The sequence below is a fragment of the Candidatus Omnitrophota bacterium genome, from assembly GCA_034717435.1.
In the GTDB taxonomy this organism is placed as follows: domain Bacteria; phylum Omnitrophota; class JAUWXU01; order JAUWXU01; family JAUWXU01; genus JAYELI01.
Genome location: JAYELI010000023.1, coordinates 1 through 13,924 on the forward strand (window position 1 = coordinate 1; position 13,924 = coordinate 13,924).

At 45.0% G+C, this 13,924-nt stretch carries 11 protein-coding genes; all 11 read left to right on the forward strand.

Going from position 1 to position 13,924, the window contains the following annotated elements; genetic code table 11:
* The first annotated feature begins 96 nt into the window (after positions 1-96).
* Positions 97-834, forward strand: coding sequence for a 3-oxoacyl-[acyl-carrier-protein] reductase (gene fabG, locus U9Q08_01700; GenBank protein MEA3328443.1), 738 nt, complete (start codon positions 97-99; stop codon positions 832-834).
* Between the two features lie 15 nt (positions 835-849).
* Positions 850-1,086, forward strand: a complete 237-nt coding sequence (gene acpP / locus U9Q08_01705; protein ID MEA3328444.1) for an acyl carrier protein — start codon at positions 850-852, stop codon at positions 1,084-1,086.
* A 2-nt stretch (positions 1,087-1,088) separates the two neighbouring features.
* Positions 1,089-2,333: a beta-ketoacyl-ACP synthase II gene (gene fabF, locus U9Q08_01710; GenBank protein ID MEA3328445.1), complete on the forward strand. Its 1,245-nt coding sequence runs from the start codon at positions 1,089-1,091 to the stop codon at positions 2,331-2,333.
* A gap of 6 nt (positions 2,334-2,339) precedes the next feature.
* Entirely contained in the window at positions 2,340-5,513 is a 3,174-nt protein-coding gene (gene amrA, locus U9Q08_01715) for an AmmeMemoRadiSam system protein A (protein MEA3328446.1), read from the forward strand.
* A gap of 2 nt (positions 5,514-5,515) precedes the next feature.
* Entirely contained in the window at positions 5,516-6,118 is a 603-nt protein-coding gene (locus tag U9Q08_01720) for a CvpA family protein (GenBank protein ID MEA3328447.1), read from the forward strand.
* A gap of 69 nt (positions 6,119-6,187) precedes the next feature.
* Positions 6,188-7,342 (forward strand): acyl-CoA dehydrogenase family protein, encoded by a 1,155-nt coding sequence (locus U9Q08_01725; GenBank protein MEA3328448.1) that lies wholly within the window; start codon positions 6,188-6,190, stop codon positions 7,340-7,342.
* Between the two features lie 112 nt (positions 7,343-7,454).
* On the forward strand, positions 7,455-8,255 hold the full coding sequence (locus tag U9Q08_01730) for an electron transfer flavoprotein subunit beta/FixA family protein (protein MEA3328449.1): 801 nt from the start codon (positions 7,455-7,457) through the stop codon (positions 8,253-8,255).
* Between the two features lie 128 nt (positions 8,256-8,383).
* The gene (locus U9Q08_01735; GenBank protein ID MEA3328450.1) at positions 8,384-8,656 is read left to right on the forward strand and encodes a type II toxin-antitoxin system prevent-host-death family antitoxin; all 273 of its coding nucleotides are present in this window, start codon (positions 8,384-8,386) and stop codon (positions 8,654-8,656) included.
* Positions 8,622-8,924: a type II toxin-antitoxin system RelE/ParE family toxin gene (locus U9Q08_01740; GenBank protein ID MEA3328451.1), complete on the forward strand. Its 303-nt coding sequence runs from the start codon at positions 8,622-8,624 to the stop codon at positions 8,922-8,924. The genes U9Q08_01735 and U9Q08_01740 overlap by 35 nt, the downstream gene beginning before the upstream one ends.
* Before the next feature lie 30 nt (positions 8,925-8,954).
* Positions 8,955-10,142 carry an electron transfer flavoprotein subunit alpha gene (locus tag U9Q08_01745; GenBank protein ID MEA3328452.1) on the forward strand — a complete coding sequence of 396 codons (1,188 nt, stop codon included), beginning with the start codon at positions 8,955-8,957 and terminating at the stop codon, positions 10,140-10,142.
* A gap of 91 nt (positions 10,143-10,233) precedes the next feature.
* Positions 10,234-13,776, forward strand: a complete 3,543-nt coding sequence (smc, locus tag U9Q08_01750; GenBank protein MEA3328453.1) for a chromosome segregation protein SMC — start codon at positions 10,234-10,236, stop codon at positions 13,774-13,776.
* The last annotated feature ends 148 nt before the right edge of the window (positions 13,777-13,924 follow it).

Sequence of the window (13,924 nt, forward strand, 5' to 3'; positions counted from 1 at the left end):
AAACTGTTAAACTGCCAAACTGATAAACTGTTAAACTGTTAAATTGCCAAACTGATAAACTGTTAAATTGTTAATATCCAGGAGGAAAATAATATGTTGTTAAACGATAAAGTAGCCTTGATTACCGGCGGAGGCCGGGGCATCGGCAGAGAAATTGCCATAGTTTTTGCTAAAGCCGGGGCAGACATTGTTATTTGTGATTTAAACGCAGACGATCTAGCCGAAACAACCGCTCAAATAGAGTCTTCAGGTAAAAAATCTCTGGGAATAAGCTGTGATGTTTCTAATCTTTCAGAAGTGGATAATATGGCCAAAAAAGCGCTTGACAAATTTAAAAAGATTGATATACTAATCAACAATGCCGGCGTCACCAGGGATAATTTGCTCCTGCGGATGTCAGAATCTGACTGGGATAAGGTGATGGCCGTTAACCTGAAAGGCACATTTAACTGCACCAAAATCATCTCAAGGTTAATGGTAAAACAAAGAAGCGGTAAGGTTATTAATATAGCTTCGATCATCGGCCTTATCGGTAATGCCGGTCAGGCAAATTACGCTGCTTCCAAGGCGGGCATAATCGGCTTTACGAAGTCAATAGCCCGGGAGGTAGCCGGCCGGGGAATTAATATAAACGCTATAGCCCCGGGCTTCATCCAGACAGATATGACCGCAAAGCTGTCTGAGGATGTAAAAGGTAAAATGCTTGCTCAAATTCCATTAGCCAGGTTTGGCAGTTCTACCGATGTAGCCAACTTAGCGTTGTTTTTGGCAAGCGGGTATTCAGCTTATTTAACCGGCCAGGTAATCCGGGTAGACGGCGGAATGGTAATGTAAGAAAGGAGAATATCTATGGCTGTTGATGAAAAAGTAAAAGCGATCATTGTTGAGCAATTAGGCGTTAAGTCCGAAGAGGTTAACATCAATTCTTCTTTTATTGACGACTTAGGTGCTGATTCCCTGGATACGGTCGAGTTAGTAATGGCCTTAGAAGAGGAATTTGGAATCGAGATACCCGACGAGGATGCTGAGAAGATAACCACGGTCGGGCAGGCTGTTAAATATATAGAAGAAAAAATAAATAAGTAACTATGCCCGAGCAAAGAGTTGTTATCACAGGCCTGGGTGTAATTTCACCTGTTGGGAATAAAAAAGAGCAGTTCTGGGGTAATATCCGCAAAGGAAGCAACGGGATTGGCCGCATTACTCAATTAGACCCTGCTCCTTTTGATTCTAAGATGGCCGGCGAAGTTAAAAATTTCGACCCTTCCGAATATATTTCCCCTAAAAAAGCAAAAAGAATGGCCAGGTTTGTGCAGTTTGCTGTTTCATCTGCCAGGATGGCAATAGAGGATTCTTCTCTTGAACTTGCCAAGGAAGACCGCTGTAAAATAGGAGTTTTGATCGGTTCGGGTATCGGCTCTTTATACACCATCGAAAAACAACACAACAGATTCTTAGCAAAGGGGCCTTCCAAGATATCGCCTTTTACTATTCCAATGCTCATTGTTAATATGGCTTCCGGCGAGGTGGCTATTTCTTTTGGGCTTAAAGGCCCGAATTTTTCAATAGTTACTGCCTGTGCTTCGGGGACTCATGCCATCGGCAGTGCTTTTAAGGTTGTTCAACGCGGCGATGCCGAGGTGATGCTTGCCGGGGGCAGTGAAAGTTGTATCACCACCATCGGTCTGGGTGCTTTTTGCGCAATGAAGGCTTTATCTACCAGAAATGACCAGCCGGCAAAAGCAAGTCGTCCTTTTGATAAAGACCGTGACGGGTTCATAATAGCCGAGGGTGCCGGGATGGTAATATTGGAAAGCCTGGAGCATGCCAAAGGCCGCAACGCTCCGATCTATGCAGAACTTAGCGGCTATGGAATGAGCTCCGATGCTTATCATATGACTGCTCCTGAACCGACAGGCGAAGGTGGAAGCCGGGCAATGAACGAAGCGCTTCGGGACGCAAAACTTAAGCCCCGCGATATTTCCTATATTAATGCCCACGGGACTTCCACGTTTCTTAATGACAAAGTAGAGACCCTGGCAGTAAAAAAGGTCTTTGGCGAGTTTAGCCGAAAGATTCCGATCAGCTCTACTAAGTCGATGACCGGCCATTTATTGGGCGCGGCCGGGGCAGTAGAGTTTATCGTTTGCTGTCTGTCAATCAGGGATAATATTATCAGCCCTACTATAAATTATGAAAACCAGGATCCGGATTGCGACCTTGATTATGTTCCGAATACAGCCAGAGAAACCGAAGTTAAGGCAGTTATGTCAAATTCTTTTGGTTTCGGAGGGCATAATGCAGTCCTGGTTGTTAAGGAATTTAACGAGTAATGCGCAATGCGTTTATTAACAGCCTTTCTGATAATTCTAACCGTATTCATACCTTCCCGGGGATTCTCAGATAATCAAGCTTCCCGTTATATCTTAGACAACGGACTGACCGTTATTATCAAGCCGGTTCCTGTTCATCCTGTCGTATCGGTAGTCTGTGTGGTTAAAGCGGGCAGCGCGACAGAAGGCAGGTTTAGCGGTTCGGGCATCTCTCATTTTATAGAACACCTGCTGTTTAAGGGAACCGCTAAAAGAGGGGTGGGCGAGATAGCCCGCCAGATTAAACAGAGCAGGGGGAAAATAAGCGCTTACACGACCCTTGACTATACCCGTTACGAAATAACCCTGCCTGCCGAACATTTGGGCCGGGCGCTGGATATCTTGAGCGACGTATTGGCAAATGCCTCTTTTGACTCCCGGGAAATGGAAAAAGAAAGAAATGTGATTTTAAATGAGATGCGGCGGGGTAATGATGACAATGACCGCTATCTCTCAAAACTCCTTTGGTCTACCGCGTTTAGAGAACACCCTTACCGTATGCCGGTAATCGGATATCAAGAGTTATTTCTTAAGCTGACCAGAGACGATATCTTAGAATATTACCGGCAGATGTATGTCCCTAATAATATCATTTTATCGGTTGTCGGCGGCATAGAGGCTGAACAGGTTCTTTTAAAGGTAAAAAAGGCGTTTAAATATCTGCAAAGAGGCAGAATCATGCCCTACGCTGTTGTTTGCGAACCTGTGCAAATGAGCAAAAGAGAAATTGTCGAGGGTAGAGACCAGGGCCTGGCGCATTTACTTATCGGCTTTCACGGCCCGGAGCTTAACTCACCTGACCTTTACGCGATGGATGTTGCGGCGATTATTTTAGGAGAAGGCAGGAGCTCAAGGTTATATACCCGGTTGAAAGAGAAGGAACAAATAGTGCATTCGATCAGCGCGTTCAGTTACACCCCCCGGGACCCGGGTATATTCGGAATAAAGGTTTTGCTTGACCGGGAAAAAATCCCTGAGGCAGTCACAGCCGTCGAAGAGGAATTAGCTGAAATCAAAAAAGGCGGTATAAACGATCAAGAGCTTGACAAAGCCAGAAAGATGGTTTTAGCCGATTATATCTTCAGCCTGCAGACCGCTGAAGCGCAGGCCGGGCAATTGGCGGTCAACCAGGCCTTAACCGGAGATTTTAATTTTTCAAAAAGATACATTGACGGAATAAACTCGGTCACCTTAGATGATATTAAAAGGTCGACGCTTAAGTATTTTAAACCCAATAACCTGACTCAGGCAATGCTTGTGCCCGGGACAAAAGAGCCGTCAAAAATGAACGGGCAGGAAAAGACAGTAGATTTGCCGATCAAAAAAATAATCCTTAATAACGGCCTGACGGTTTTACTGAAGGAAAATCATGCCACTCCCGCTGTTTCGATAAGGGCGGTGATAAAAGGAGGGGTAAGGCTTGAAGAGCAAGCCAGCAACGGTATTTCGCTTTTTACCGCTAAAATGCTCCTTAAGGGCACAAAGAAAAGATCAAGCGAAGACATATTCGAAGAACTGGCCTCGATCGGCGCAAAGGTATCTTCTTATAGCGGCAATAACAGCTTCGGTGTTTCGCTTGATGTCCTAAGCGGGGATTTAGAAACCGCAATAGACGTTTTAATGGATGCGTTCATTAATTCGGCATTCGATCAGCCGGCGATAGAAAAGGTAAGAGAAGAAATGACGGCCCGGATAGAAGAAAAAAAAGAAGACAGCTTTGATACTGCCCGGCAGGCGCTTAAATCCGGCTTATTCAAAACTCATCCCTATCAATTTGAAGTTACCGGCACAAGAGAGTCATTATCCAATATCGGGCGGGAGGATCTATTGGAATTTTATGACCGTTATGTCTTGGCCGGCAATATGGTTATCGCGGTATTCGGAGATATCGATCCGGAAGAGACCGAACGCATATTAACTAAAAAATCTAAAGGTTTAAAAAGAAAACCGGCAGATGAAATCAGCATTCCTGCCGAAAAAACTCGGACAAGGCAGGAAAGAATCGAAAAGTATATGGATAAGTCAGAGGCAACTGTCCTGGCCGGCTTCCATACAATAGCGATAGCCGATAACGACAGGTATGTTTTTGAGGTCATTACCGCTGTGCTTTCCGGCCAGGACGGCAGGTTGTTCAGGGTAATCAGAGAGGACCTTGGGCTTAGTTATGTAGTCGGTTCTTACCACGTGATGGGATTAGATCCCGGTTATTATGTTCTTCACTCAGCAAGCGAACCTAAAGAAATAGGCAGGGTAAGGGATCTCCTGATCAGCCAGATCGAATTATTAAGGACTGAACCGGTAGGCGCCGGTGAACTTAAGCGCGCTAAAAACGCATTGATCGGAAGCTGGATTATCAACCTTCAATCCAACGCTGCCCTGGCATTTTCTTCGGGGCTTGATGAATTGTACGGATTAGGTTATAATAACTACAAGCATTATCCCGAAAGGATCGGGAAAATAACGGCTGAAAATATTACCAGGACTGCTAACCGGTATCTCGACCCTGAAAAATCGGTTATCGTTACCATTACGGCGATGAATGAAAAATACACAGCAAAAGAAAAACAATATCTGCTCGATTTAGCAAGACGAACGATTTCTTCTTATTTAAAAGACGGCGCTATGCTCAAGATCGAAAAAAAAGAGGTGCCGGAGGATTTAAGGGAGAAAAGAGCCTGTTTTGTTACCCTGACTAAAAAGCAAGGCGGATTAAGAGGCTGTATGGGGTTATTTGGGGCCAGGACAGAACTCTATAAGAATGTTATGGATAGAGCCGTAGCAGCTGCTGTCCGGGACCCGCGGTTTCCCTGCCTGGCCTGCGATGAACTTAAAAAAGTCAGGATCGAAATAAGCGTTCTTACCCCGCCGGAAGAATTAAGCTTTGAGACACCCGAAGACCTGCTCGGGAAATTAAGGCCGGGCAAAGACGGCGTAGTCATATATACCCGGTACGGAGCTTCGACTTACCTGCCTCAGGTCTGGGAACAAATTCCGGATAAGGAAATGTTTTTGTCACATCTCTGCAGTAAGCAGGGCGCGCCTTCCGATTACTGGAGGACCAATTATAAAGATGTCAGGATCGAAATATATCAGGCTATTGTTTTTGGCGAAAAAATAGAAAAAACAGGAGAAGGCTTGTAGGAATGGAGATCTTAAGCTGGCTGGTAGATGTTGTTATTTTGATAATAGTTTTATATAATATTATTATAGGTTTTCGCAGGGGCCTGAGCGGATTTGCGCTTGATTTTTTGGTTTTAGGCCTGAGCCTGGGCCTGTCCTGGTTTTATTATCACCGGGCGGGAAACATCCTTTTCAGTTTGTTTATTTTTATTTCCGCGCTTGTATTATTAACGATTGTCAGGTATTTCCTTACCGGATTAGCCCGGAAAAAAGAGCGGAAGGAATCAAAATTTTCTGTTTTTAACCAGGCCGGGGGGGCATTTTTAGGATTTGTCCGGGGAGCGGTTATTCTCGCCGTGCTTTTTATATTAATTGAAATCATTCCGCTGGGCGCGCCCTTTGAGCGTAATTTTAAACAGACGATACAAACTTCGAGAAGTTATCGGGCTATTCAGGCTCTTGTTCCTTTAAATAAACTCACGTTTTTAGAAAAGATTCGGGCTGTCGGCGAACTTATCTATGATACAGAGGCGTTAGGGGAGTTAAAAAAGCAGGCGGGGTCAATAAATTTCTTTAGTGATAAAGGTTTTAAAATAATAATTGGCGGGCCGGAGACACAGGATTAATCGTCATTCTGCGGCTTGACCGCAGAATCCGGAAATGAAGATTGAAAGCTCAAACTCCTGGAGGAAGAAATGGAATATTTTTTAACTGAAGAACAGAAGATGATCAAGGATATCTGTAAAAAGATCGCTGAGGAAAAGATAAGGCCGGTGGCTGCCGAGCTTGATGAAAAAGAGGAGTTTCCCTGGGAGATAATGAAGGTTCTGGCCCAGAGTGACTTATTCAGGATATTCATTGAAGAAAAGTATGAAGGCATGGGCGGAGGAGTATTGGAACTTGCTTTAGCCACTGAAGAATTATCGCGGGCCTGCGGAGGAATAGCGGTTAGTTATGCCGGCAGTGCGCTGGGCGCCTATCCGATCACCCTTTTTGGGACAGACGAACAAAAGGAAAGATTTTTGCCTGACCTGGCCGGCGGAAAAAAATTAGCCGCCTTTGCGTTGACTGAGCCGGGCGCGGGTTCAGATGCTGCTGCTATCCGGACTACAGCCCAAAAGGACGGCGATGATTATATAATAAACGGGACAAAGCAGTGGATAACCAACGGGGGAGAGGCAGAGATTTACGTGGTCTTTGCAGTGACTGATAAAGCTAAGGGGCCGCGCGGCAGCAGCGCTTTTATAGTAGAAAAAGGCACTCCGGGGTTTGAGTTTGGAAAAAAAGAGAAAAAATTAGGAATCAGGTCCTCGGCTACCCGGGAATTGTCTTTTACCGACTGCAAGGTCAGCAGGCAAAACCTGCTGGGCAGGGAAGGAACGGGTTTTGTGATCGCGCTTCAGACGTTTGATAAATCCCGGCCGGGCATAGCTGCCCAGGCAGTGGGGATTGCCCAGGGAGTGCTTGACCTGACCGTTGAATACGCCCGGGAAAGACGGCAGTTCGGCAAGTCGATCAGCTCTTTTCAGGGTATTCAGTTTATGCTGGCGGATATGGCTACCCAAATCGAAGCAGCCCGGGCATTGACTTATGCCGCAGCCCGGGAAATAGATGCCGGCGTAAAAAAGATTTCCATGGATTCAGCCATGTCAAAACTATTCGCCTCTGATGTGGCAATGAAGGTTGCTGTTGACTGCGTCCAGATATTCGGCGGTTATGGCTATATGAAGGATTATCCGATAGAAAAGTATATGCGCGATGCCAAGATCACCCAGATTTACGAAGGCACTAACCAGATTCAGAGAAACATCATCGCGTCACACCTGATTAAAGAAGCTGTAAAAAGATAAGCTAAGCTGTGGGTTATGAACTCAAAACCCACAGATCACAGCCCAAAGCCCAAAGCTCACAGTCCAAAGCCCAAAGCTCACAGCCCAAAGCTCAAAGCCCAAAGCCCAAAACATGAATATAATCGTTTGCATCAAACAAGTTCCCGAAACAACAGATGTAAGAATAGACCCCGGGACAAATACCCTCATCAGAGAAGGGGTTAAAAGCATTATCAACCCCTTTGATATGTATGCTATTGAAGAGGCCTTGCGGTTGAAGGAACGCGCGGGAGGAGAGGTAACCGTTTTAACCATGGGTCCTCCTCAGGCAGAATCTGCCCTGCGGGAAGCTATTGGTTTAGGTTCTGACAAAGGAATTCTTTTATCAGACAGGGCATTTGCCGGGGCAGATACCCTGGCAACCAGTTATACCCTGGCCCGGGCGATTAAAAAATTGGGCGATTTTAATCTGATAATCTGCGGCAAACAGGCCTCAGACGGAGATACTGCCCAGGTAGGCCCGGGTATCTCAGTCCACCTCAATATTCCCCAGATAACCTATGTCAAAAAAATAGAAGAGATCAATAAAGATTTTATCCGCGCCGAGCGGATGACCGAACACGGTTTTGAAATTATTAAATCTCCTTTACCCTGTTTGCTGACCGTGGTCAAAGAAATAAATGAGCCCCGGATCTCATCTTTAAAAGGCATGCTCAGGGCGAAAAAAGCGGAAATAATCAAATGGTCAAGCAAAGATCTCCCGGTTGAGCCTGACAGGATCGGACTTGAAGGATCTCCCACCCAGGTGGTCAGGATTTTTACCCCTCCGTCCCGGGAGGCCGGCGAGATTTTCAGCGGTGAGATTCACGAGGCGGTGGATAAGCTGGTTGAGGTTTTAAAGAAAGATGTTTTTATTTGCCATCCTGCGGCTTGACCGCAGGATCCAGACTGCTTTCAGTGTTTGTCATTCTTCGGGAGTTTTGAATTGCTCTTGACAACCTCCTCTTTATAGGATATACTTAAAGTAGCTACAAATGTAGCTACGAAAGGAGGGAAGTTAACATGAAATTCGTTAATGTAAGAGAGTTAAAAAATAAAACTTCAGCCGTGCTTCATTATACTGAAAATAATGGGGATGTGATTGTCACTTTAAGAGGGAAACCCTGTGTGGTCATACATCACATTTCCGGGGACGAACTGGAGGATTATATTCTTCTTAATCACCCTGAATTCAAAAAGAAACTTAAAAAAGCTTACCAGGAGTATTTGTCCGGAGAAACCGTAGATATTGACAAGCTCATTGAAAAGGCAGAGAAAGACGTTGGAAGAATTTAAAGTTGTCTTTACCAAAGTTGCTCGAAAGGATCTCAATGGGCTTGATGCTGAAATACGGCTTAATATCCTGCAGGCAGCGAAACATCTAAAAACAGCTCCGTTTCCCAGGGGCAGTATTATCAAGAAATTTAAGGGTATTAAAATTCCCCTGTATCGTTTGAGAGCCGGAAACTTCCGGATTGTTTATCATATAGACGGTAAAAACGTAGCCGTCCTTTTTATTGTGGATAGAAAGGATTTGGAGAAAAAATTAAAGGCATTGTTGTGAAACTTTGCAAAATGTAGACAGGTTAAGTCTATGATAAAAATAATCAAAGAAAAATGTACCGGCTGCGGGCTCTGTGTCCGGGTCTGCCCGTATAACGCCGTCGAGCTTATCAATAAACTGCCGGTAATCAAAGATAACTGCACATATTGCGGTGAATGTGTAAGGGCTTGTAAGTTCGGGGCAATACTGCTGGAGAAGCCGGAAAAAATAAAAACAGATCCTAAAGATTACAGCGGGGTCTGGGTATTTTGCGAACAGAAAAAAGGAGCAATCCAGTCTGTATCTTATGAATTGCTGGGAGAAGGAAGGAAATTAGCCGATACGTTAAGCACCGGGCTCTGCGGTGTGTTGCTGGGAGATAACATCAGGGATAAAGCCAATGAACTCATCTGGCGGGGGGCGGATAAGGTTTACCTGGTTTCTTCTCCGGAATTGACAGATTACCGGCCCGATCCTTACACCGATATACTGACCGGCCTCATTCAAAAACATAAACCGGAGATAGTGCTGGCCGGAGCTAGTTCCATCGGCCGCTCGTTAATTCCCCGGGTAGCGGTCAATGTCCGGGCCGGCCTGACCGCTGACTGCACCGGGCTGGAAATCGATGAGGAGAAAAAAATACTTCTCCAGACCAGGCCTGCTTTTGGCGGAAATATCATGGCAACTATAATTTCGCCAAATCACAGGCCCCAGATGGCAACCGTGCGCCATAAGGTAATGAAAGAATCTGAGTTAAATAAAGGGCTTAGCGGAGAGGTGATAGAGGTTGAAGCCAGCGAAGCGTCTTTAAGGTCAAGGACAGAACTTTTAAAACAGGTTGAAGAGGTTGAAAAAACAGTCAACCTTGCCGAGGCGAACGTTATTGTTTCCGGAGGCAGGGGGATAAAGGGCCCTGAAAATTTCAGTTTGCTTGAGCAGTTAGCTCTTACCCTGGGTGGAGCCCTCGGCGCGTCCCGGGCGGCAGTGGACAGCGGCTGGATCCCTTATTCGCATCAGGTCGGCCAAACAGGTAAAACGGTTTGTCCGAAGGTATATATTGCCTGCGGGATTTCCGGCGCTATTCAGCATTTGATTGGAATGCAATCATCTGATATAATTATAGCTATTAATAGAGATCCCCATGCGCCGATATTCAAGACAGCCACTTACGGCATTGTCGGGGATCTGTTCGAAGTAGTTCCATTGCTTATTAAAAGATTTAAAGAAGTACTTAAGTAGCTGTGGGCTATGAGCTATGAGCCGTGAACTTTGCATTTAAGCTCAAAGCCCATAGCTCAAAGCCCATAGCTCAGGGTAAAAGGAAACTTACATGCATTTTAAAAGATTAGAAATATTCGGTTTTAAATCATTTGCCAACAGGACGGTCCTCAACTTTGAACCCGGGGTAACCGCTATTGTCGGCCCGAACGGATGCGGAAAAAGCAACATAGCCGATGCCATTAAATGGGTCCTCGGAGAACAGCGTCCCAGGGAATTAAGAGGGCTCGAGATGCAGGATATTATATTTAACGGGACCGACTCAAGGTCCTCGGTGGGCCTGGCCGAGGTTTCCCTTACCCTGTCTAATTCACCCAAACTCCTTCCGGTGAATTATGAAGAAGTCACTGTTTCCCGGCGGGTGTTCCGCTCAGGAGAAAGCATTTACCTTCTTAATAAAATCCCCTGCCGGTTAAAGGATATAGTCGAACTTTTTATGGGAACAGGTATCGGGACCACTGCTTATTCGATGATGGCCCAGGGTAAAATAGATTTGATTATCAGCTCCAAGCCGGAAGAAAGAAGATACATTTTTGACGAAGCAGCCGGAATAACCAAGTATAAGTCCAGAAAAAAAGAGGCATTACGGAAGTTAGAGCAGACAGAAAGTAATCTTTTGCGGGTAAGCGATATCATAACAGAGGTCAAACGTCAGATAGGGTCTATCGAGCGTCAGGCCAAAAAGGCTCAGCGTTATCAGGGATTATTTGAAAACTTAAAGGAACTGGAATTAAAATTAGCTGTTTATGAATACAGCCGGATCAAAAACCAGAAGGCGGTGTCGGAGAAGGAGATTTCCCTGCAGTCCGGACAAAAAGACTTAGTAATAAAAGAAATTGATTTGATGCGTACCGAGCTGGCCGAATTAGAACGCCAGCTGGGAAATACAGAAGCAGATCTTTTAAGAGTCCGGCAAAAGTCAATGCTTATTGACAGCTCCATTGATAAAAATCAGCACCAAATAGCCCTGGACAGGGAAAGGTCTGTTGAAATAGACTCGCAGGAGGGTCTGTTAACGCAGGAAATAGAAACCATTATCGAAAAAATAGATCAGTTAAATACGCAGATCAGCCGGCAGGATAGAGAAATAAAAGCTTTTAGCGGCAGAAGATCCGGCAGGCAGGAACTGCTTTCAAAAAAGGAAAACGGCCTGGCCGAGATAGACAAGCAGATCAAAGCCAACCGGGAAAAGGTTACCAGCTCCAGAAACCAGTTAATGGACGTAGCGGCCTGTCTGACAAGATCCAGGAATGAATTAGCCAAGATCACGGTCAATTTACAGAATGCCGGCGCCAGGCAGAGGAGGCTGAAGTTAGAGCAGAATAATGTGCAAAAAGAGAAGGCCGGTTTAGAAGGACAAGTCTTGATCCTTTCGGCCGATGAGCAAAATTACCAGGTTAAAACAGCAGGCCTGCATAGAGAGCTGGAGATAAACACCGGCCGTTTACAACTGCTTGAAGGGCAAATTGCGCAAATAGCAGATGAGTTGAATAACGAAAAAAGCCGGCTTGCGTTGAAATCGTCAAAAAAAGAGTTTTTGGAAGAGTTAAAAACAAGCCAGAGCAAAGACCTTTCCGGATTAAGCGGGATGATCGGGGTAGTCAGTGATCTAATTACGGTTGAAAAGGGCTACCATGCGGCCATAGAGACAGCTTTAAAAGATTACCTCAGCGCTATTATTATCGATTCGCTGAGCGATATTGAAAGTGCTGTTTCGCATTTAAGCAAAAAAAGAAACGGCCGGGTAACTTTTTTGATCAAGGATATCTTGATATCTGAGCCGGCAAACAGCCTGAAAGAAACGGGCGATATTGAAGGCGTGCTCGGAAGGGCAGTGGATTTTGTCAAGACAGACTCTTCGCTTAAGGGAATTATTTCCTATTTATTGAAGGATGTTCTGATTGTCGGAACATTCCGGCAGGCCCTGTCCCTTGGTAAAAATCCTGTTTTAAAGGGCTGTAATTTGATCACCTTAAACGGGGAAACGGTCGTTGAGGATAAACTGATGACTGTCGGCTTCCCGGATGAAGAAAAAGGTATTCTTTCCCGTCAGCTGCAGTATGATGAGCTTGGAGAGGAAATCAAGAGCTTGGCCGGCGTCATTGCCGATAATTCAGAAAAGCTCAGGCAAAAACATATCCAGCAGGAAGAATTACAGAAAATAGGCGCCGCAGTTAGAAAATCTCTGCATAACGAAGAATTAGCGCAGACAAATGTCAACAGCAATAAGGCGAATTTGCTGTCTGCGGAAAAAAAGTTTGCCGGGGAATTATCCCTGCTGGGCCTGGAGATCGAAGAAATAACCTTCGAGATCGAAGGACTGAAACAGAAGGAACAAACCTTAAAAAACAGCGAAGATAAGATCAAAGAAAAGGACAGCCATACCCATAACGTAGTGTTTTCTTCACAGGAGGCTATAACTTTCAGGGAAAAGGAGAGGGAAAAAGCCATAATTGAAATAGCTGAGCTCAGGGCAGAGGTTTCTGTTTTTGTTGAAAGGGAAAAGGATTTTTTAAATACCCTGCAGATGCTGAAAACAAGCTTTGGGGACCAGAATCAGGCTCTTGAGCTGAAAAGGAATCAGATAGAAACCGGCAAATGCAGGAAGGATGAATTAGAAGCCGAGATGAAAAAACTGAAGAATTCTATCCGGGAATTGTCGGTTGAGAAGGTTAAAGCAGAAGAGACAACAGCTGATCTAAAATTGCGCAGTCAGGATTTAAAAAACAAGACAAGCGCCAAAAAAGAGCTTTTTGAGGAAAAAGAAAGCATTGCCGAAGAGATTAAAAATAAAATTCATAATTTCAACCTTTCGATGGCTGAGATCTCTTATAAAGGCGATACCATAACCGACAGGATCAGCCGGGATTATAAGGTTAAGTTAGAGGAATACAAGGCAGATATAAGCGGTGTTACCGATTGGGACAGGTTAAAAAACGAAGTTTTAGAATTAAAGGCCAAAGTCGAGGCTGTCGGCCCGGTCAACCTGGTAGCGATCGAGGAGCACGAGGAGCTAAAGGACAGGTTTTCCTTTTTGACCAGTCAGAGACAGGATCTGGAAAATGCGAAGGATTCCCTGCATTCGGCTATTGGGAAGATAAACAGGACTACCCGTAAGCTGTTTATGGAATCTTTTGAAAAGATACAGGACGCGTTTAAAGATTTTTTCAAATTGCTGTTTGAAGGTGGAAACGCTCAATTGGTTTTGCTTGACCAGAATAATACCTTAGAAAGCGGGATAGAGATAATTGCCAGGCCCCCGGGCAAGAAATTGCAGAACATATCGTTGCTTTCCGGAGGAGAAAAGGCGCTTACCGCAGTGGCCTTGCTGTTTGCCATATTCAAAGTTAAACCCTCTCCCTTTTGTGTGCTTGATGAAATTGACGGGCCGTTGGACGAATCCAATATAACCAGGTTTACCAGGGTCCTGAATGATTTTGTCAAAACCTCCCAGTTTATCATCATTACCCATAACAAAAAGACCATCAGCATGGCTGATGTGATGTATGGCGTGACAATGGAGGAGTCCGGAGTATCCAAGTTGGTCAGCGTAAAACTGACCGAGAAAAAACCGGCAGTAAACACTGCTTCTTGACCTAACACTGTTATCTACGAATTAAAAGTGCACACCTTAACCGAAATTAAAAATAATAACGCTAAAAAGGTCATTCTGAGGCCGAAGGCCGAAGAATCTCAGAAAACACGGTTTTATGGGAGATCCTTCGGTCGCCCTTCGGGAATAC

Coding starts and splice junctions, on each gene's coding strand:
- acpP (MEA3328444.1), top strand. CDS start 850: ATGGCTGTTGATGAAAAAGTAAAAGCGATCATTGTTGAGCAATTAGGC.
- fabF (MEA3328445.1), top strand. CDS start 1,089: ATGCCCGAGCAAAGAGTTGTTATCACAGGCCTGGGTGTAATTTCACCT.
- amrA (MEA3328446.1), top strand. CDS start 2,340: ATGCGTTTATTAACAGCCTTTCTGATAATTCTAACCGTATTCATACCT.
- U9Q08_01720 (MEA3328447.1), top strand. CDS start 5,516: ATGGAGATCTTAAGCTGGCTGGTAGATGTTGTTATTTTGATAATAGTT.
- U9Q08_01725 (MEA3328448.1), top strand. CDS start 6,188: ATGGAATATTTTTTAACTGAAGAACAGAAGATGATCAAGGATATCTGT.
- U9Q08_01730 (MEA3328449.1), top strand. CDS start 7,455: ATGAATATAATCGTTTGCATCAAACAAGTTCCCGAAACAACAGATGTA.
- U9Q08_01735 (MEA3328450.1), top strand. CDS start 8,384: ATGAAATTCGTTAATGTAAGAGAGTTAAAAAATAAAACTTCAGCCGTG.
- U9Q08_01745 (MEA3328452.1), top strand. CDS start 8,955: ATGATAAAAATAATCAAAGAAAAATGTACCGGCTGCGGGCTCTGTGTC.
- smc (MEA3328453.1), top strand. CDS start 10,234: ATGCATTTTAAAAGATTAGAAATATTCGGTTTTAAATCATTTGCCAAC.